Source organism: Streptomyces marianii (assembly GCF_005795905.1).
Lineage (GTDB): Bacteria > Actinomycetota > Actinomycetes > Streptomycetales > Streptomycetaceae > Streptomyces > Streptomyces marianii.
Genome location: NZ_VAWE01000001.1, coordinates 7,925,598 through 7,945,248, shown reverse-complemented (window position 1 = coordinate 7,945,248; position 19,651 = coordinate 7,925,598). Strand labels below are relative to the sequence as shown.

General features: G+C 73.5%; 20 protein-coding genes and 1 riboswitch. Of the genes, 14 read left to right on the top strand and 6 right to left on the bottom strand.

The window, feature by feature from the left end:
• Positions 1–110: 110 nt before the first annotated feature.
• The 6 genes from FEF34_RS35845 to FEF34_RS35825 form a co-directional block, all read right to left on the bottom strand.
• Complete coding sequence (locus tag FEF34_RS35845) at positions 111–581, bottom strand: universal stress protein (RefSeq protein ID WP_171053220.1); 471 nt, start codon at positions 579–581, stop codon at positions 111–113.
• A 27-nt stretch (positions 582–608) separates the two neighbouring features.
• Positions 609–767, bottom strand: a complete 159-nt coding sequence (locus FEF34_RS41650) for a hypothetical protein (protein WP_171053219.1) — start codon at positions 765–767, stop codon at positions 609–611.
• Between the two features lie 95 nt (positions 768–862).
• Complete coding sequence (locus tag FEF34_RS35840; protein ID WP_138056881.1) at positions 863–2,149, bottom strand: ATP-binding protein; 1,287 nt, start codon at positions 2,147–2,149, stop codon at positions 863–865.
• Between the two features lie 43 nt (positions 2,150–2,192).
• Entirely contained in the window at positions 2,193–4,028 is a 1,836-nt protein-coding gene (locus FEF34_RS35835) for a GMC family oxidoreductase (protein WP_138056880.1), read from the bottom strand.
• On the bottom strand, positions 4,025–5,671 hold the full coding sequence (locus FEF34_RS42175) for a hypothetical protein (protein WP_234042713.1): 1,647 nt from the start codon (positions 5,669–5,671) through the stop codon (positions 4,025–4,027). The genes FEF34_RS35835 and FEF34_RS42175 overlap by 4 nt, the downstream gene beginning before the upstream one ends.
• A complete protein-coding gene (locus FEF34_RS35825; protein ID WP_138056879.1) occupies positions 5,668–6,354 on the bottom strand; it encodes a FadR/GntR family transcriptional regulator in 687 nt (228 codons plus the stop codon). Before FEF34_RS35825 ends, FEF34_RS42175 begins: the two co-directional genes overlap by 4 nt.
• Before the next feature lie 331 nt (positions 6,355–6,685).
• Between FEF34_RS35825 and FEF34_RS35820 the strand changes: the two genes are divergently transcribed.
• The 14 genes from FEF34_RS35820 (at position 6,686) to FEF34_RS35755 (ending at position 19,613) form a co-directional block, all read left to right on the top strand.
• Positions 6,686–7,561 (top strand): alpha/beta fold hydrolase, encoded by an 876-nt coding sequence (locus FEF34_RS35820; RefSeq protein WP_138056878.1) that lies wholly within the window; start codon positions 6,686–6,688, stop codon positions 7,559–7,561.
• Positions 7,562–7,751: 190 nt separating this feature from the next.
• Positions 7,752–8,849 carry a baeRF3 domain-containing protein gene (locus FEF34_RS35815; RefSeq protein ID WP_138056877.1) on the top strand — a complete coding sequence of 366 codons (1,098 nt, stop codon included), beginning with the start codon at positions 7,752–7,754 and terminating at the stop codon, positions 8,847–8,849.
• A gap of 197 nt (positions 8,850–9,046) precedes the next feature.
• A complete protein-coding gene (dhaK, locus tag FEF34_RS35810) occupies positions 9,047–10,039 on the top strand; it encodes a dihydroxyacetone kinase subunit DhaK (RefSeq protein WP_138056876.1) in 993 nt (330 codons plus the stop codon).
• Positions 10,040–10,129: 90 nt separating this feature from the next.
• On the top strand, positions 10,130–10,726 hold the full coding sequence (gene dhaL, locus FEF34_RS35805; RefSeq protein WP_171053218.1) for a dihydroxyacetone kinase subunit DhaL: 597 nt from the start codon (positions 10,130–10,132) through the stop codon (positions 10,724–10,726).
• Positions 10,723–11,127 carry a PTS-dependent dihydroxyacetone kinase phosphotransferase subunit DhaM gene (locus FEF34_RS35800; RefSeq protein WP_138056874.1) on the top strand — a complete coding sequence of 135 codons (405 nt, stop codon included), beginning with the start codon at positions 10,723–10,725 and terminating at the stop codon, positions 11,125–11,127. The genes dhaL and FEF34_RS35800 overlap by 4 nt, the downstream gene beginning before the upstream one ends.
• 44 nt (positions 11,128–11,171) lie before the next feature.
• A riboswitch (cobalamin riboswitch) is annotated at positions 11,172–11,364 on the top strand.
• Positions 11,365–11,393: 29 nt separating this feature from the next.
• The gene (locus tag FEF34_RS35795) at positions 11,394–12,086 is read left to right on the top strand and encodes an energy-coupling factor ABC transporter permease (RefSeq protein WP_138056873.1); all 693 of its coding nucleotides are present in this window, start codon (positions 11,394–11,396) and stop codon (positions 12,084–12,086) included.
• Complete coding sequence (locus tag FEF34_RS35790) at positions 12,083–12,460, top strand: energy-coupling factor ABC transporter substrate-binding protein (protein ID WP_138056872.1); 378 nt, start codon at positions 12,083–12,085, stop codon at positions 12,458–12,460. Before FEF34_RS35795 ends, FEF34_RS35790 begins: the two co-directional genes overlap by 4 nt.
• A 6-nt stretch (positions 12,461–12,466) precedes the next feature.
• On the top strand, positions 12,467–13,216 hold the full coding sequence (gene cbiQ, locus FEF34_RS35785) for a cobalt ECF transporter T component CbiQ (protein ID WP_138056871.1): 750 nt from the start codon (positions 12,467–12,469) through the stop codon (positions 13,214–13,216).
• On the top strand, positions 13,213–14,079 hold the full coding sequence (locus FEF34_RS35780; protein ID WP_138056870.1) for an energy-coupling factor ABC transporter ATP-binding protein: 867 nt from the start codon (positions 13,213–13,215) through the stop codon (positions 14,077–14,079). Before cbiQ ends, FEF34_RS35780 begins: the two co-directional genes overlap by 4 nt.
• Positions 14,080–14,176: 97 nt before the next feature.
• Positions 14,177–16,198: an NADPH-dependent 2,4-dienoyl-CoA reductase gene (locus FEF34_RS35775; protein WP_138056869.1), complete on the top strand. Its 2,022-nt coding sequence runs from the start codon at positions 14,177–14,179 to the stop codon at positions 16,196–16,198.
• Positions 16,199–16,222: 24 nt separating this feature from the next.
• A complete protein-coding gene (locus tag FEF34_RS35770; RefSeq protein WP_138056868.1) occupies positions 16,223–16,771 on the top strand; it encodes a PadR family transcriptional regulator in 549 nt (182 codons plus the stop codon).
• Between the two features lie 408 nt (positions 16,772–17,179).
• Entirely contained in the window at positions 17,180–17,383 is a 204-nt protein-coding gene (locus FEF34_RS35765) for a cold-shock protein (RefSeq protein WP_006136369.1), read from the top strand.
• Between the two features lie 333 nt (positions 17,384–17,716).
• Complete coding sequence (locus tag FEF34_RS35760; protein ID WP_138056867.1) at positions 17,717–19,174, top strand: DEAD/DEAH box helicase; 1,458 nt, start codon at positions 17,717–17,719, stop codon at positions 19,172–19,174.
• Between the two features lie 49 nt (positions 19,175–19,223).
• Entirely contained in the window at positions 19,224–19,613 is a 390-nt protein-coding gene (locus FEF34_RS35755; protein WP_138056866.1) for a hypothetical protein, read from the top strand.
• The last annotated feature ends 38 nt before the right edge of the window (positions 19,614–19,651 follow it).

Genomic DNA, 19,651 nt, shown 5'->3' with positions numbered 1-19,651 from the left:
ACCGGCATCCCTGCCGGACCGGGCCGCCGTAGCGGGCGACGGGCGCCTGCCCCGGCCCGCGGGCCGGGGTCCGCGGCGAGCGGGCGCCGCGGACTGCCGGGCGTCCTGCTTCAGGCCGTGCCGGCCCCGGTGCCACTCACGTTCACGTCCGGGCGGACGATCACCACGGGGCACCGCGCATGCTGGCTGACCTGCTGGCTCACCGATCCGAGGAGCATCCGTGCGAATCCTCCTCGGCCTCGGGAACCCACCACCAGGAGCTCGGCGCCCTCGGCGGCGACGAGCAGGGCCTCGGCCGGGTTGCCGTGCACCAGGCGCTCGTGGACCTGGGTCTCACCGGTCTCGCCGAGGACCTTCCGCACCTCCTCCACGAGGCCGCGCTTGGCCTCCTCGGCGTCGAACTCCATGTCGACCGCGGGGGCCGACCAGGCGTGCGCGCCCGGCAGTTCGTACGCCGCCACCGCGTCGACCGTCGCCCCGATCAGGCCGGCATGCCGGACGGCCCAGCGCAGCGCGGCGTACGACGAGGGCGAGCCGTCGATGCCCACGACCACCCGGGGAGCCGGATCGCTCGTGCCCATGCCGTTCCACCTTTCTCGCAGACCCCGTCATCCACGCTGCGCGCCCCCGCGCGGTTCCGCCAGGCGAGCGCCGCCGCCGGAGGGGTCCGCCCGCGCTCGGGCGTCCCAGGTCCACTCGGCGACCTCGGGCATGTCGACACCGTGCTCCCGGACCCAGGCGTGGTGGCGGGTTCGGGCGTCGGCCATGGCCTGGCCTACGGCGACCGCGCGGGCAGCGATTGGAAGGTTCGGGCCGGAACCGCCCGGGCGCCCCGGCGGGCGGTGATCGCACCCGGGGGGCCTCACACCCGGGCCGCCGCCCGAAGGTCGTGGTCGAAGGCCCGGATGTCCTCCTCCGTGAGCGTGGTGCGGGTCTGCGCCACCGCCCGCAGATAGTCGTCGGTGAGGCCGGCCCTCGCCCCTGCGGACGGCGAACCGTCGGCCAGATGCCGTTCGAAGGCGCTCTGCGCGGCGGTGCGTGCCGCGAACTCGATGTCGGCGGGGGTGAACCGGTCGCTCTCGGCGACGAGCGCCTCCAGGTCGATGCCGACGAGGCGGTCGGGGCCGATGTAGCGCGTCCAGATGGCCCGCCGGGCGTCGGCGTCGGGCGGTCCGACCGGGATCAGGTAGTCGAACCTTCCGGGCCGCAGGAAGGCGGGATCCAGACTGCGGACCGCGTTGGTGGCGCAGATCAGCAGCCGGCGGTCGCCGCGCCGGAACTGCGGGATGAGCTTGAGCAGTTCGTTGGTCACCCGGTGGGCGAGGGTGGTGGGATCGCGGCGCTCGGAGGCGATCTCCTCGGCCTCGTCGAAGAAGAGGACCACCCGGTCGAGGTGGGCCACCCTGGAGAACAGCTGGCGCAGGCCGGCGGCCACGCCGTGCGGATCGGAGGCGAGCTGGTACGGGAAGACCTCGATGAAGGCCCACCGCAGCCGGGAGGCCACCGCTCGGGCGAAGGTGGTCTTGCCCGTGCCCGGCGGGCCGAACAGCACCACGGCGCGCGGCGGCACCAGCTGGAAGCGTTCCGCGGCCTCCGGGTGCTCCAGCGGCAGCACCAGGCGCCGTTCGATCAGCGTCTTCTCCGCGTCCATGCCCGCGATGTGCTGCCACAGACCCGCTTCCGGGACCGCGCCGCCCAGCTGCTCCAGGATGGTCGCCTCGGCCGAGTCCGCGGACAGCACCTTCTCGAAGTAGCTCAGGTCGGGCCGCTGGGTGTACCGGGAGTTCAGAAAGGCCCGCTCGCCGACCTCCCCCTCGGGCAGCAGGGCGCCGATACGCCGTACACCCGCCTGGGAGAGGCGCTCCTCCAGAGCCGCGAGAAGCGCGGACCCGATGCCGTGTCTGCGCCACTCGCGGGCGATGGCCAGCCGCAGCACCCACGCCCGTTCCTGGGCGGTCGAGGACACCGCCGCGCCGACGATCCGGTCCCCCACCGCGGCGACCACGGCGGGAGCGTCCGTGCGTATGGCGCTGACCACCTCGGCCAGCGTCACGGCCGGGTCGGAGGGGGTGTCCCGCGCCTCCTCCCAGATGCGCACCACCTGGTCGAGATCGCCGTCCTCCAGGTCCCGGACCCGCCATGGAGCCATGCCACTCACCTCACCGGCCCATTCTCACCCGGCGGGCGCGGGCTCACCGCTCCAGATGCGCCTCGGTGACAGCCAGCGCGGCGGCCATGATGCTCAGCTGCGGGTTCACCTCAGGACAGCCGGGCAGCACGGAGGCGTCGGCTACCAGCACGCCCGCGACGCCCCGCAGCCGTCCGGTGGCGTCGGCCGGGGAGTGTTCCGGATCGGAGCCGGCCGCGACCGTGCCGGTGGGGTGGTACGCGGAGAGGTGCAGCTTCCGGGGGCCCGCGCCGGCGAGGACGGCGTCCAGTTCGCCGAGGTCGCGGGCGCGCGGCGCGGTGGGGATGCCGGTGAGGACCTCCCGGGCGCCGGCGGCGAACAGGATCTCCCCCATCGCACGTACGGCGCGCATCAGCCGGGCGCCGTCCCGCCGTTCCAGGTCGTAGCGCAGCAGGGTGCGATCGCGGCCCAGGACCCGGCCCGAGGGCCGGTCGGCGATCATCGCACCCAGGGTGGCGAGCCCGTCGGCGTCCTCCAGTTCCCGCCGCAGCTCGCCGCCGAGTCCCGGCAGTACGAAGGAGCCCATGCCGGGCGGGGTCGCCGTCGCCTCGATCAGCACGCCGCCGTCGTGGTGCTCCTCCACGCCGACGCTCTGCAGCACGCCCTCCCAGGCCGTGACGGGCTCGTCGAAGCGCCCGGCGACGCTGGTCGCGGGGTGGACGCTGAGGTTGCGGCCGAGCCGGGGGTGTCCGCCGAGGCCGGACCGCCGGAGCAGGGGCGGCGACTGGAGGGCGCCCGCGGCGACGACGACCAGCGGGGCGAGGATCTCGAAGTCGCCCCCGTCCTCGCGCCGTACGCGCACTCCGGCGGCGCGGGGGCCGCCGGGGCGGTCGGCGTCCACCAGGACGCGCCGTACCCGCGCCCCGGTGACGATGCGGGCCCCGGCGGCGCAGGCGTCGGGCAGTACGGAGAGCTGGACGCTCTGCTTGGCCCCGGTCGGGCAGCCGACGACGCACTGGCAGGAGCCCAGGCAGCCCGGTGCGTTGCGGCGCAGGGGCGCGGCTCGCCATCCGAGGTGCTCGGCCCCGGCGAGGGCGATCCGGCCGTTGCGGCCGAGGACGTCGAGCGGCTGGGTCGCGACGTTCAGGAGGCGTTCGACCTCGTCGAGACAGGGGCCGAGGCGTTCGGCGAGGACGAATCCGAAGCCCTTGGTCCAGCGTTCGGCGACGTGGTCCGGGGTGCGGTAGCAGGTCCCCGAGTTGACGACGGTGGTGCCGCCGACGGCCCGGCCGACCGGGAGCAGCAGCGGCGGGCGGCCCAGGGCGACGGTGGCGCCGCCGTCACGGTAGAGATCGGCGAACCGTTCGAGCGGGGCGCGTCCGGCGAAGGAGGCGGTGGTGTGGTGCCGGCCCTCTTCCAGGACGACGACGTTGAGCCCGGCACGGGCAAGGGTCCGCGCGGCCGTGGCACCGCCCGCGCCGGAGCCGACGACCACGGCGTCGGCGGTGGAACGGTCCGGCCACTCGCCGGCGGGTGCGCAGTCCAGCGGCGGGTCCGTCCGCACGATCCGCCGGGCCGGCGCCGGCCGCTGGAGCATGTGCTCCGTGCCGGCGGCGAGCAGGACGGGCACCTTGAGCACGTCGAGCAGGGGCAGGAGCGCGGGGCGAGCGGCGAGGGAGGCCAGGACGGACTCCCGTTCGCCGGTGGTGAGGGCGTCGAGACCGCGGCCGGTGCGGACGACGGCGCAGGCGTCGAGGGCACGGGCGGCGGAACGTATCCCGGCACGCGCGGGCAGGGGCATCGAGTCCAGCACGGCGTCGAGCCGTGCGGGCACCCGCCCCGGCCAGCCGGCGGTGCCGTCGTCGGCGATGAGGGAGGCGACGAAGCCGGCGAGGTTCATCGGGTCCCCACTTCCGCGTGGGCGGTGCCGTCCAGGGTCCACTCGGCCTCGGTGCGCCAGCCGCCGAACCACCAGCGCTCCAGCAGGACGTGGGCGTCGGCGCGTTCGCTGTTGCGGCAGACGGCGGGAGAGCCGTCCGGATCGGTGTAGTCGAGCGCGAGGGTGCGGTCCTCCGGCTGGGTGACCTCGACCCGGATCCGGCGCAGCCCCGCGCGGCCGCTGACGGTCCACGTGGGCAGGCCGACGGCGGCGCGGAAGCGCCCGAGTCCGGCCCAGCCGGCGGCCGAGCGCTCGACGCGCCGGGGCCAGGTGCGCGTGCCCCGACGCAGGCGCAGGAAGACGAGCGGCGGTAGTCGGCGCAGCCCGGGCCGCATGGAGACCGCGGCGACGATCTCCAGCACGTCGCCACCGCCCAGGTCCGCGTGCAGCCAGGCCCATCGGCGGGCGTTGCCGTGCCCGTAGATCCGGGCGGAGGCACCGGGTGCGGAGGTGGGCGTCAGAGTGGTGTCGCCGTACGAGAACGTGCCGTCGTACGAGGCGCGGGCCGCCGGGAGGATCTGGGCGGCGGGAAGCAGGGGCCGGCGCCAGGACCACCGGGGAAAGGTGAACAGCGGTGCGTCCGCGGCCCGTTCGGTGAGGTCCCAGCGCAGCGCCCCGGCCGAACCGGTCAGCCGGCCGGGGACGGCCTCGACGCCGTCGGCCGTGAAGCCGGCCCCTCCGGGCGTCCACTCGGCGGGACCGAAGCGGGCGTGGCGCACCGGACCGTGCTCGGGGAACACCGCGGCCCAGCCGTGGGCGTACGCCTCGGAACCGTCGGCGGGGGCGGTGAGTTCGTGGTGGAGCCACAGCCCGGCACCGGTGGCCGGGTCGGTGAGGGTCGTGTACCAGACCTCGGTGCGTCCCGGCTCGCCCTTCCAGCGGGGCGCCGTCAGCGCCTCGGCGCTCCCTGTGCCGCGGGGGAAGCGGAAGCTCGCGAGGAAGGGCAGGAGTCCCGTGGCCAGGGGGAAGCGCAGTGTGCCCCCGCCGGCCCGCGCTCCGTCCTCGTAGAGGGTGAAGGGCAGGACGGTCATGGAGGTGAGCGGTCTGCGCGGAGTGACGGACTTCCATCCGTCGAGCGTGAACCGGCGCCCCCCGGCGGTGAACGAGATCCGGTAGCGGATGCGGCGCCGGGCGAGCGGGGAGATCTCCAACTCGCCCTCGGCGCGGGCGTCGTCGGTCCATCCGGCGACGCGTATCCGACCGCTCGCCCGGGCCGCGGTCGTGCCGAGCGGACGCATGACCCGGTCCGCCGTCACACGGAGGTCGAGGCGGACCCGGCGGGAGTGGTCCTCGCCGTCGAGCCGGACGGTTCCGAGCATGGTCTCGCCGAACACGGTGCCGCGCCGGCCCGCGCCGCCGGGCGCGCTCGGGGCGGTGACCGACGGCGTGGCCGTCGCTGCGGCAGCCGCCCCCGCCGCGGCGGTCCCGTCCGCCTTCGTGCCCACGCCCCCGGTCGGGACGGCGGTCACCGCCGCGTCCGCGCCCACGTCTCCCGCCGAGCCGGCGTCCGCCTCCTCGCCCGTGCCCGTACCCACTCCCCACGCCGAGCCGGCGCTCGCCACCGCGTCCGCGCCCGTGCCCGCGTCGCTCCCGCTCGTGCTCATACGAGGCCGTCCAGCATGATCCGTTCGGTCTCGGCGAGATAGGCCTCCGCCGCCCGCCGCGCGGCGGGAGCGTCGCCGGAGTGCACCGCCGCCACCACGGGTTCCAACCGCGCGTGGGCGGCCGCGGCGTCGTTGAACGGGCCGACGAGCGCGGCCCGTACGGGCAGATAGGCGTTGAAGAGCGTGTTGGTGAGCAGGCCGTAGACCCGGTTGCCGGTCGCGCGGGCGAGCGAGCGGTGCACCTCGATATCCGCGAGCTGGACCGCGTCACCGCCCTCGGCGGCGCGCACGGCCGCCAGCAGCGCGCCGAGTTCGGCCCGCTGCGCGGCGGTGGCCCGTAGGGCGGCCCGCTCGGCGATCAACGCACCGATGCTGCGGCGGACTTCGAAGACCTCGCGGACCCAGCGGGCGTCGTGCCGCACGAGCATGGGGAGTAGATCCGCCCCGCCGAGCCGGGCGAAGTCACGGACCCGGGTGCCCACTCCGTGCCGCGTCTCCAGCAGTCCTGCCTGGACGAGGCGCCCGAAGGCGTGCTTGAGGGTGGTGCGGGTGACGCCGTAGCCGTCGGCCAGTCTGCGTTCCGGCGGCAGATAGCTGCCGGCCGGGTGACGGCCGGTGAGGATGTCCTCCCTCAGCCGGCCCTCCAGGACGTCGACGACCGTCTCGCGGGGCAGTGCCTCCACGCCGTTCCTCCCAGTGGCTCAGTGGATGAGCCACTGAACCAATATCCCGGCACCGATGTCAATGAGCGTGCGGGAGGCGGTCGTTGATCCACGCCGCCGGGGCGGCGGACGGGCCGGGGGCGTATGGAACGGCCCCGTGGCGGGCCCGCGACCGTTCGTGTCCCCGCGGACACCCGCGGTGTGAAGACGCCGGCTTGGGCGGTCGGGCGACTCCGTCGGCACCGCGGGACCTCCGCCGCCCTGCCCGCCGCCCCGGACCGGCTGCCCGGACCCGCCGGGTGAAAGGCTGTCCGTTGAAGCGATGTGACGACCATTCGGAAGGAAACAGCGTATGACCGACCCCCTCGAGCTCGAACTCCCCGTCGACGGCGGGACGCTGCGCGTCCTGCGGTTCGGAACCGGGCCGCGCACGGCGGTCGCGGCGCACGGCATCACCGCGTCGGGGATGTCGTTCCGCGCTCTCGCCCGCCATCTGCACCCCGACTGGTCGTTGTTCGCCCTCGATCTCCGGGGCCGGGGCGGCAGCGCGGACGCCCCGGGGCCGTACGGCTTCGACGCCCACGCCGCCGATCTGTGCGCGGCGGCCGAGCGCTGGGGCGACGGCGCGCCCGTCGCGGTCACGGGCCAGTCGATGGGGGCGTGCGTGGCGCTGCGGGCCGCCGCGCGCCGCCCGGAGCTCTTCGACCGGTTGCTGATGATCGACGGGGGACTGCCGATGCCCCTGGAGGAGGGCGCCGATCCCGACGCCCTACTCGACGCCTCGATGGGGCCGATCCTCGCGCGGCTGTCCCGGACGTTCGAGAGCGACGAGGCGTACGTGGACCTCTTCCGCACCCATCCCGCCCTCGGCCCCGAATGGAACGACGACATCGAGGCGTTCGTCCGCTACGACATCACGGGCCCCGCCGGCGCCCGCCGCTCCCGCGCCCAGGAGGGCCCGGTCCGCCTCGACGGCCGTGCGCTGCTCACCTCGGCACCGGCCCTCGCCGAGGACCTGGCGCGGCTCGCGGTGCCGGCGATGCTGCTGCACGCGCCCCGAGGGCTGACGGGGGCGGAGCCGGGGATGCTGTCCGGCGCGCTGGTCGCGCACTGGACGGCCCGGACGCCGCGGCTGACGGCGGAGGCGGTGCCGGACTGCAACCACTACACGATCCTCATGGGCCCTCGGGCGAAGACGGTCGCCGACCGGCTCGTGGGCATGGCGTGAGGCTCGGCGCCCGCACCGGCGCACGCGCGCCGGAGCGCGGGCGGGCAGCGGGCGGGGCGCGGTGCCCCACCGGTCCTGGTGCCCGCCCAGGCAATCCGACTTATGGTGCAAGGAGTCGGCTTCAGCTCGTCGCACCTCGGTGCGCAAAGCCCGGCCCTCCAGTGCACACCGCTCGGAAAGGGTGGACCCGATGCACCCAGCCCTCAGCTCCGACGACCTGGTCCGGCTCCGCCGGCAGCGCCCCTATCCCGCGGTGTCGGTGATCATGCCCACGCACCGCCGCGAGCCGGACAACGCGCAGGACCCGGTCCGGCTGCGCAACCTCATGACCGAGGCCAAGGAGCAGCTCAAGGCCGATCCCGCCGTCACCCGGGACACCCGGATCGACGTGTCCGAGCAGCTCGACCGGGCGCTGGCCGAGATCGACCTGGTGCACGCGGAGGACGGGCTCGTGGTCTTCGCCGCGCCGGGCGAGCACGAGGTGTGGACGCTCGGCCGGCCGGTGCCCGAGCGCGTGGTGCTGTCGGACACCTATCTGACCCGCAACCTCGTCTCGGCACAGGCCGCCGAGCGCCCCTACTGGGTCCTGGCGGTCGCGTCGGACCGGGCCACCCTGTGGAGCGGCGCGGCCGACCGCCTCACCGAGGAGCGCACCGGGGCCTTCCCGATGTCCCGCCCCGCGGAGAACTTCGACGCCGAGCGCCAGGAGCGGATCGGCGATGTGCCCAGCACCTTCCGGGACGAGGACACCCGGCACTTCCTGCGGGAGGCCGACACGGCGCTCGCCTCGGTGCTGAAGGCCGACCCGCGGCCGCTGTACGTGACCGGCGAGCCCGCCGCGCTCGCGCTCCTCGACGACGTCGGCACGGCCGCGAAGGGCCAGGCCGTCCACGCGCCCCGGGGCGGGGTGGCGGGCGGCTCCGCCGACGCGGTCTGGCAGGCGGTGCGGCCGTCCGTCGAGGCCCGCGCGCAGCAGGAGGTCTCCGGCGTTCTCGAGGAGCTGGACCGGGCCAGGGGCAGGCGTGCTTTCGCCGCCGGAGTCGACGAGATCCGCCAGAACGTGGAGACGGGCCGGGTCGCGCTGCTCGCCGTGGAGGAGAACTACCGCGAGACGGTGCGGGACACCGGCGCCCACCTCCTGCCCGCTGACACCGGCGACCTGGACGCGCTGGTCGACGTCGTGGACGAGATCGTCGAGAAGTCCCTGGAGACGGGGGCGCAGGTGCGGTTCGTCCCCGACGGCACGCTTGTGGGGATGGGCGGCATCGCGAGCGCGCTGCGCTACTGACCGGCCTCCGCCGGACGGGCGTCGCCGTGGGGAACCTTCCGGCCACTCCCGCGGACGGTGCCGACGGGTTGGCGGGAGCGCGGTGCCGTGCGGGCCGTTTGCGCCGATACTGGCAGAGGGTGTGCGGCCCGCACCGCCACGGCCCGGCCTGAGAGGACACCGTCCGGAGTGATCGCCAGTCCCACCAGGAGGTTCCCATGAGGATGCTCATCAACGTCCCCGAGACGGTCGTGGCCGACGGCCTGCGCGGTCTGGCCGCGGCGCACCCCGGGCTGAACGTCGACGTGGAGAACAGGGTCGTGGTGCGGGGGGACGCTCCGGTCGCGGGCAAGGTGGGCCTGGTGTCCGGCGGCGGGTCGGGACACGAGCCCCTGCACGGCGGGTTCGTGGGGGCAGGGATGCTCTCGGCGGCGTGCCCCGGCGAGGTCTTCACGTCGCCGGTGCCGGACCAGATGGCCCGCGCCGCGGCGGCGGTGGACAGCGGGGCGGGTGTGCTCTTCGTGGTGAAGAACTACACCGGCGACGTGCTGAACTTCGACATGGCGCAGGAACTCGCCGAGGACGAGGGCGTCCAGGTGGCCAAGGTGCTCGTCAACGACGACGTGGCCGTGCAGGACAGCCTCTACACGGCGGGCCGACGCGGTACGGGCGCGACGCTCTTCGTGGAGAAGATCGCGGGCGCCGCGGCGGAGGAGGGTGCACCGCTGGAGCGGGTCGAGGCCGTCGCCCGCCGGGTCAACGAGGGGTCGCGCAGCTTCGGTGTCGCGCTCAGCGCCGTCACGACCCCGGCCAAGGGCACCCCGACGTTCGATCTGCCGTCCGGTGAGCTGGAGTTGGGGATCGGCATCCACGGCGAGCCCGGCCGGGAGAGGCGGCCGATGATGACGTCGCGGGAGATCGCGGACTTCGCGGTGAACGCGGTCCTGGAGGATCTGCAGCCGTCCAGTCCGGTGCTGGCGCTGGTCAACGGCATGGGCGCGACACCACTGCTGGAGCTGTACGGGTTCAACGCGGAGGTCCACCGGGTGCTCGCCGAGCGCGGAGTGCCGGTGGCCCGGACCCTGGTCGGCAACTACGTCACCTCGCTCGACATGGCCGGCTGCTCGGTGACGCTGTGCGAGGCGGACGAGGAGATCCTGCGGCTGTGGGACGCCCCCGTGGAGACGCCCGCGCTGCGCTGGGGCCGCTGAGCCATGCCCGGCCCGGCCGACGGCGGCTTCGCGCCCGCGGGCCGCGACGACGCGCGCGGGGAAGCCGGTGCGCCACGAGAAGGAGACGCTGTGCTCGACGCGGATTTCTTCCTCCGCTGGATGAACGCCCTGGCCGATGCGGTGGACCGCGAGGCGGGCCGGCTGACCGAGCTCGACGCCGCGATCGGGGACGCCGACCACGGAACCAATCTGCAGCGGGGTTTCACGGCGGTGAGGGCGGCGCTGGAGAAGGACGCGCCGGACACCCCCGGTGCCGTACTGATGCTGACCGGGCGGCAGTTGATCTCGACGGTCGGCGGGGCGTCGGGGCCGCTGTACGGGACGCTGCTGCGGCGGGCCGGCAAGGCGCTCGGTGAAGAGGCCGAGGTGTCGCGGGCGCAGCTCGCCGAGGCGCTGCGCGCGGGGATCGCGGCGGTGGCGCAGCTCGGCGGCGCGAAGGCCGGGGACAAGACGATGCTGGACGCACTGGAGCCCGCGGCCGCGGCGCTGGACGAGTCCTTCGCGGCCGCGCGGGAGGCCGCCGACGAGGGCGCGGCGGCGACCGTGCCGATGCTGGCCCGCAAGGGCCGGGCGAGCTATCTGGGCGAGCGCAGCATCGGGCACCAGGATCCGGGGGCGACGTCCTCCGCCCTGCTGGTCGGGGCCCTCGAGGAGGCCGCGCGATGACCGGCCCGGTCGGGATCGTCCTCGTCTCGCACAGCGCGCAGGTCGCGGAGTCGGTCGCCGACCTCGCCAGGAGGCTGGCCGGCGCGGGCGACGCCGTGCCGGTCGCCGCGGCGGGCGGGGTCGCGGACGGTGGTCTCGGCACCAGTCCGGAGCTGACGGCACGTGCCGCGCACCAGGTGGACAGGGGCGCCGGGGTGGCCGTGCTGGTCGACATCGGCAGCGCCGTGCTGACGGTCAAGGCGCTGCTGGCCGAGGGCGACGAACTTCCGGAGGGGACCAGGCTGGTGGACGCGCCGTTCGTGGAGGGCGCCGTGGCCGCGGTGGTCACCGCGGCCGCCGGTGCGGATCTGGACGCGGTGGAGGCGGCGGCCGTGGAGGCGTACGACTACCGCAAGGTGTGACCGTGAGCATCCGTGCGCGGCTTGTGATGCAGCTGGTCAACGCACTAATGTCGCAGGGCCTTGGTGAACGGGAAACCGGTGGAGTACCGGTGCGGCCCTCGCCACTGTGATCGGGAAGTCCGGCTCTCTCCGCAAGGAAGCCACTGGACCGCCACGGGAGACCGTGGTGTCCGGGAAGGCGGAGCCCGGGCGGCAGGACCCGTCAGCCAGGAGACCGGCCAGGGCGCGTTGTCCATCCACGAGGTGCTGGAGAGGGTCTCCCAACCATGCATATAGCCGAGGGGTATCTGCCCCCTGTGCACGCGGCCGCCTGGGGCGTCGCGTCCGCCCCCTTCGTGATCCACGGCGTACGGGCGCTCACCCGTGAGGTCAGGGCGAATCCCGAGTCCACCCTGCTGCTCGGCGCGTCGGGCGCCTTCACTTTCGTCCTGTCGGCGCTCAAGATCCCGTCCGTGACCGGCAGTTGCTCGCACCCGACCGGCACGGGGCTGGGCGCGATCCTGTTCCGGCCACCGATCATGGCCGTGCTCGGCACGATCACCCTGCTCTTCCAGGCGCTGCTGCTGGCCCACGGCGGACTGACCACGCTCGGTGCGAACGTGTTCTCGATGGCGATCGTCGGACCGTGGGCCGGGTTCGCGGTGTACGCGCTGCTGCGGCGGTCCGGAGTGCCGCTGATGGTGGGCGTGTTCTTCGGCGCGTTCGTCGCGGACCTGTCCACGTACTGCGTCACCAGCGTGCAGCTGGCGCTGGCGTTCCCCGACCCGGGCAGCGGCGTGGTCGGCGCCCTGGCCAAGTTCGGCGGCATCTTCGCGCTCACCCAGATCCCGCTGGCCGTCAGCGAGGGCCTGCTCACCGTGCTGGTGATGCGGCTGCTCGTGCAGTCCAGCAAGGGTGAGCTGACCCGCCTCGGAGTGCTCCTCCAGGGCGGGGCCGAGAAGGAGGCCGCGGTCCGATGAGCCGTAACGCGAAGATCAACACGCTGCTGCTGGCGATCGTGGCGGCGCTGGCGGCGCTGCCGCTCGCCCTCGGCCTGGGCGACCACAAGGAGGAACCCTTCACGGGCGCCGACGGGGAGGCGGAGACCGCCATCACGGAGATCGCGCCGGACTACGAGCCCTGGTTCGCGCCGCTGTACGAACCCCCTTCCGGGGAGGTCGAGTCGGCGCTGTTCGCCCTCCAGGCGGCTCTGGGTGCCGGTGTCCTGGCGTACTACTTCGGGCTGCGCAAGGGGCGCCGGCAGGGTGAGGCGCGGGCGGCGGCCGCCGGGGACGGGCGGGCGCCGGGCAGCGGCTCCGCCGGTGCGGCCGGTTCCGTCGGCTCGGGCGCGTAGCCGCCTATGCTGCCGATCGACGCGGCGGCGCACAGCAGCCGCTGGCGCCGCCGTCATCCGTGCGAGAAGGCGGCACTCGGGCTAGGGCTGACGGTCTGCGCCGTCTCACTGCCGCCGTGGCCGGGTGCCGTCCTGGTCGCCGCGGCGGCCGTGGCCGTACTGCTCGGGCCCGCCGGGGTGGCGCCGCGGCAGCTGTGGCGAGCGTGGCGCATTCCGCTGGGGTTCTGCGTCACGGGTGCGATTCCGCTGCTGTTCTCGGTGGGCGGCCCGGACGGATTCGTGGTGCTCGCGCCCGACGGCCCCGCCCACGCCGTACGGCTCCTGCTGCGGACGTCCGCCGCCTCGCTCGGGGTGCTGCTGTTCGCGTTCACCACGCCGGTGTCGGACCTGCTGCCGAGGCTGGTCCGGGCCGGGGTGCCCGGGCCCGTCGTGGACGTGGCCCTCGTGATGTACCGGATCGGCTTTCTGCTGCTCGACACCGTGCACCGGGTCCGGCAGGCCCAGGCGGCCCGGCTCGGGCACACGACCCGGGCGGCGGCCTGGCGGTCCCTCGCCGGGCTCGCCGCGACCGCGTTCGTGCGGGCCTTCGACCGGGCCCAGCGGCTGCAGACCGGGCTCGCCGGGCGCGGCTACGACGGGACGCTGCGGGTCCTGGTGCCGCCCGCGACGGTGTCGGCCCGCTTCCTGGCGGCGACCGCCGGGCTGCTCGCGGGGATCGTCGCCCTCACCCTCGTATTGGAAAGGTCCGTACTGTGAGCACGTCCGTGGACGAGAGCGCACCCGGGGCCGGGGTGCCCCTGGTGGAACTGGCCGGCGCGGGATTCTCCTACCCGGACGGCCCGCCGGTGCTGCGCGGTGTCGACTTCGCCGTGCCTGGAGGACGCTCCCTGGCGCTGCTGGGCCGCAACGGCAGCGGCAAGACGACCCTGATGCGGCTCCTCAGCGGCGGGCTGCACTGCGCGGAGGGCCGGCTCCTGCTGCACGGCGAGCCGGTGGTGTACGACCGCGGCGGGCTGAACCGGCTGCGGACGACGGTGCAGCTGGTCGTGCAGGATCCGGACGACCAGCTGTTCGCCGCGTCGGTGGGCCAGGACGTGTCGTTCGGGCCGATGAACCTGGGGCTGCCGGAGCGGGAGGTACGGGCCCGGGTCGCCGAGGCACTGGACGCCCTGGACATCACGGCACTGGAGGACCGCCCGACGCATCTGCTGTCGTACGGGCAGCGCAAGCGGGCCGCGATCGCGGGCGCGGTCGCCATGCGACCGCGTGTGCTGGTCCTGGACGAGCCGACCGCGGGACTCGATCCGCACGGGCAGGAGCGGCTGCTGGCGGCGCTGGAGCGGCTGCGGGAGGGCGGTACGACCGTGGTGATGGCCACGCACGACGTGGACCTGGCGCTGCGCTGGGCGGACGATGCCGCCGTGCTGTCCCCGGCCGGGCTGCGGACGGGGCCGGTCGCGGAGCTGCTGGCGGACCGGGAGCTGCTGGACTCGGCCCGGCTGCGCCTGCCGTGGGCGATGGCCGCGGAGGAGGTGCTGCGCGCCCACGGACTGCTGGATGCGGGCAGTCCGGGCCCGCGGACCCCGGAGGAACTGGACCGCTGGGCCGTGCCGGCGTAGCGCATCTCACCCGGGCCTCGTTGTGCAACTTGTTGCATAACGAGGTCTCCGGCGTCTACAAAAGGGGGCGACGCTCATTGCGCGAGGAGGCGCCCCGATGACCCCCACCCCGTACCCGCATCTGCTCAGCCCGCTCGACCTCGGTTTCACCACGCTCCCGAACCGGGTGCTCATGGGCTCGATGCACATCGGCCTGGAGGAGGCGGAGAACGGCTTCGAGCGCATGGCGGCCTTCTACGCCGAGCGTGCGCGCGGAGGTGTCGGACTGATCGTGACCGGCGGCATCTCCCCGAACGACGCGGGACGCCCCTACGACGGCGGCGCCAAGCTCACCACCGAGGAGGAGGCCGCGCAGCACCGCACGGTCACCGACGCGGTGCACGCGGCGGGCGGCCGGATCGCCATGCAGATCCTGCACTTCGGCCGCTACGCCTACCACCCCGAGCTGGTCGCGCCCAGCGCGTTGCAGGCCCCCATCAGCCCGTTCGTCCCCAACGCCCTCACCGACGAGCAGGTCGAGCAGACCATCGAGGACTACGTCCGCGCGGCGGAGCTGGCCAGGTCCGCGGGTTACGACGGCGTCGAGATCATGGGCTCCGAGGGCTACCTGATCAACGAGTTCATCGCGAACGCCACCAACCACCGGGACGACCGCTGGGGCGGCTCGTACGAGAACCGCACCCGCTTCCCCCGGGAGATCGTCCGCCGTACCCGCGAACGGGTCGGCGACGACTTCATCATCGTCTACCGGCTGTCGATGCTCGACCTCGTGCCCGGCGGCTCCTCGCTCGACGAGGTCGTCGCGCTCGCCAAGGAGATCGAGGCGGCCGGTGCGACCATCATCAACACCGGCATCGGCTGGCACGAGGCCCGGATCCCGACCATCGCGACCTCGGTGCCGCGCGGCGCGTACACCTGGGTGACGCGCAGGCTCATGGGCTCGGTGTCCGTGCCGCTGGTGACCAGCAACCGGATCAACACGCCCGAGGTGGCGGAGCAGGTGCTCGCCGAGGGACGCGCGGACATGGTGTCCATGGCGCGGCCGTTCCTGGCCGACCCGGAGTTCGTCGCCAAGGCCCGCGAGGACCGCGCCGAGACGATCAACACCTGCATCGGCTGCAACCAGGCGTGTCTGGACCACACCTTCAGCGGCAGGATCACCTCCTGCCTGGTGAACCCGCGTGCCTGCCACGAGACCGAGCTGGTCCTCTCCCCCACCCGGCTGCGCAAGCGCCTGGCGGTCGTCGGCGCAGGCCCGGCGGGCCTGGCGTTCTCGGTCTCGGCCGCCGAACGCGGCCACGAGGTCACGCTCTTCGACGGGGCCGAGGAGATCGGCGGGCAGCTGAACATCGCCAAGCGCGTCCCCGGCAAGGAGGAGTTCGAGGAGACGCTGCGCTACTTCCGCACCCAGCTGGAGCTGCGCGGGGTGGAGGTCCGGCTCGGGACCTTCGTCACGCCGGACCTGCTGACCGGGTACGACGAGATCGTGGTCGCGACCGGTGTCACGCCCCGGACGCCGGCGATCGAGGGTGTCGACCACCCCAGCGTCGTCAGCTACCTCGACGTGCTGCGCGACGGGGCCGAGGTCGGTGAGCGGGTCGCCGTCGTCGGCGCCGGCGGGATCGGCTTCGACGTCGCGGAGTTCCTCACCGACGGCGGCGAGGGTGCGAGCCTCGACCCGGAGACGTACTTCCGGCAGTGGGGCGTGGACACCGGATACGCCGAGCGGGGCGGGCTGCGGGCCCCGGAGCGGCCGCGGCCCCCGCGCACGTTGCATCTCCTCCAGCGCAAGACCTCCAAGGTCGGCGCGGGCCTCGGCAAGACGACGGGGTGGATCCACCGCACGGAGCTCAGGCACCGCGGCGTCACGATGGTCGCGGGGGCGGCGTACGACCGGATCGACGACGAGGGCCTGCACATCACGGTGGACGGCACGGCGAGGACGATCCCCGTGGACACGGTGGTGCTGTGCACCGGCCAGGAGCCGAGGCGCGACCTGTACGAGGAGCTGACCGCGGCGGGCCGCACCGCGCACCTCATCGGCGGCGCCGACGTGGCCGCCGAACTGGACGCCAAGCGGGCCATCGACCAGGGCACCCGGCTGGCGGCGACGATCTGACCCAGCATCCCTAGGATGCGGGTCATGTCCCTCCCGCACGCGATCCTCACCGCCCTGCTCGAGAAGCCGTCCTCGGGCCTGGAGCTGACCCGCCGCTTCGACCGGTCCATCGGCTACTTCTGGTCGGCGACGCACCAGCAGATCTACCGCGAGTTGGGGAAGCTGGAGGAGTCGGGGCTGATCCGCGCCCTGCCCGCGGCCCAGCCCGCACGGGGCAAGCGCAAGGAGTACGAGGTGCTGCCCGCGGGCCGAACCGAACTGGCCGGCTGGGTGGGCAGGACCGAGGACCCCAAACCCATCCGGGACGCGCTGCTGCTGCGCATGCGGGCGGCGGCGGTCGTGGGGACGCAGGGGCTCGAGGCTGAGCTGCGTCGCCATCTCGACCTGCACCGGCGGCAGTTGGCGGAGTACGAGGACATCGAGCAGCGCCATTTCCCGCCGGAGCGGGACGCGGCCGAGGACCGGCTCCGGCACGTGGTGCTGCGCGGGGGGATCGAGCTGGAGCGGTTCTGGACCGGCTGGCTCACGGAGGCGCTGGACGAGCTCGGCAGGCTTCCCCTGGCGTCCCGGTAGCGCTGGGCGGAGTAGGCTGCGGGTCGCGCGACGGGACCCCCCGCGTGAGGCGTTCGCCCATGAGCCGGCCGTGCGCTTCCCGGAGGTGTCCGGCCATGGCGGACCTGCTTCCCCGGCATCGTCACGCGCGGAGAGATATCTGTTCCCGCGAAGTGAGAATTCGACAGTCCGCGCCGCAAGATTCTTCCCCGGTCGGCGGAGCGCAAATATCCACGGCACGCACCGGACGCCTCAACATGCTACTGTCGATATCAGTTGCAGTTGTGGTTCCCAGACTTCAAGTGCGCCTCAGTCGACTCCGTACCGCTGAAGCACTTTGCATTTCCGGTCATTTCCGGTGGGGTAATCATCGCGGCGACAGGGTGTCCGCACGGCGCGGATCCCAGTGTGCCCCAAAGGAGATATGTCATGGCTACCGGTACCGTGAAGTGGTTCAACGCGGAAAAGGGTTTCGGCTTCATCGAGCAGGACGGCGGCGGCGCCGACGTGTTCGCCCACTACTCGAACATCGCCGCTCAGGGATTCCGCGAACTGCTTGAGGGCCAGAAGGTCACCTTCGACATCGCGCAGGGCCAGAAGGGCCCGACGGCAGAGAACATCGTTCCCGCCTGACACTGACGCGTACAACGTAGCTGGGGCCCGCATCCTCCGGGGTGCGGGCCCCAGCTGCACACGTTGCCCGTGACGTTTCCGCCTGCGGCCGATGGTTCAGCTCTCCGTACGCCCCGCTCAATCTCGGACACCCGACGAAGTCTCCCGCACGACTGCCAAGGCCCCGAATTGTCGTGCCGACGTCGCGCCACCCGTTCCAGCGACCGCACTCGCATCGGCTTTCCGCAGGCCAGATCCATTCCGCATCCCATTGCGTTCCTATTCTTGCGATTCCAGGTGCCGGCTCATCCGCTGCGAGAATTCCCCGACGTACGCCGCATCGAAAGGCTCCGTATGACCCGACTTCCACGAACCAACGACCGCTCCTCCCACACCCGTGCCGGCAACGCCGGCTCCGGACGGAACGGCAGCCGCTCGGGCGGCTACGCCCGCCACCCTGCCGCGGCCAGGAGCGAGTTCGCTCTCCCGAGGACGATCACGCCTGCGCTGCCCGCTGCCGAGGCGTTCGCCGATCTCGAGATGCCCAGGGAACTGCTCGCGGCACTCGCGGCGGAGGGCGTGACCGTACCGTTCCCGATACAGGGCGCGACCCTGCCGAACACTCTCAGCGGTCGAGACGCTCTGGGCCGCGGCCGCACCGGCTCCGGCAAGACCCTCGCCTTCGGGCTTGCGCTGCTGGCCCGAACCGCCGGCCGGCGCGCCGAACCCCGGCAGCCGCTCGCCCTGGTCCTCGTGCCCACCCGCGAGTTGGCCCAGCAGGTGACCGACGCGCTGGCGCCTTACGCACGATCGCTGAGTCTACGGCTGACCACGGTCGTGGGCGGCATGTCGATCGGAAGGCAGGCACGTGCGCTGCGGAGCGGTGCCGAGGTCGTCATCGCGACGCCGGGCCGGCTCAAGGACCTCCTCACCCGCGGCGACTGCCGGCTGGACCAGGTAGCCGTCACCGTGCTGGACGAGGCCGACCAGATGGCAGACATGGGTTTCCTGCCACAGGTCACCGCGCTGCTCGACCAGGTGCGTCCCGGCGGGCAACGGATGCTGTTCTCTGCCACCCTGGACCGAAACGTCGACCTGCTCGTACGCCGCTATCTGACCGATCCCGTCGTGCACTCGGTGGACCCCTCGGCCGGCGCGGTCACGACGATGGAGCACCATGTGCTACAAGTCCGCGGCGCGGACAAGCACGCCACGACGACGCAGATCGCCGCGCGGGACGGCCGTGTGATCATGTTCCTCGACACCAAGCACGCCGTCGACCGGCTCACCCGGGACCTGCTGGGCAGTGGCATACGGGCAGCCGCGCTGCACGGAGGCAAGTCGCAGGCCCAGCGGACCCGCACACTGGCGCAATTCAGGACCGGGCACGTCACCGTGCTGGTCGCCACGAACGTCGCCGCTCGGGGCATTCACGTCGACGACCTCGATCTCGTCGTCAACGTCGACCCGCCGGCCGACGAGAAGGACTATCTGCACCGCGGTGGCCGGACCGCCCGTGCCGGCCGGTCCGGCAGTGTCGTCACCCTCGTCACCGCGAACCAACGAGGTGGCGTGCTGCGCCTCATGTCGCACGCGGGCATCAGCCCACGTATCACGGAAGTCCGCTCGGGCGAGGCAGAACTGCACCGCATCACCGGCGCGCAGACTCCCTCGGGCACGCCTGTCGTGATCACATCCCCCTCATCCGAACGTCCCGGGCGGGACGCCGCCTCCCGCCCGCGGCGCAACCGTCTGGTACGGGCGACGCGCCGTCCCGCCCGGCGGCGCTCCGCCGCCGACGCGGCTGCCTAGGGCCTTTCGTGCGCAGATCGATGTCCGCTCACCACTGCAGGAGGCACTTGTGACACCGGTTCACACGCAGGCTCATCCCACGGGTACCGCATCGGCGAGTGGAGCTGCGGCCGAAGCGACGGTCGAGGCCGCACCTCAGGTCTGGGACAACATGACGGTCGAGGTGGCCATGTCGGTCATGGCCAGCGCTCGCGCCGGGCACCTGCTCCTCTGCGACGAGGACGGGCAGTGCACCACACGGCTCACCTCGCCCCAGCTCGCCGCCGTCCGCGGCAGCGCCGCGTACACGGACCGGGTCCGCCTGCGCGACGTCTTCGGCGACCGGGGAGGCTTCCACTCAGCCGTGACCTCGGCAGCCGAGCAGTCGCGCCGCGCCGCCCTGTTCGCAGAGCTGCGCACGGTCGACGAGCCGGGCGGTACCCGGCTCCTGCCTCGCTGAACCGCCTCCCCTGCCTCGCCGCCGCAACTCTTCCTCTC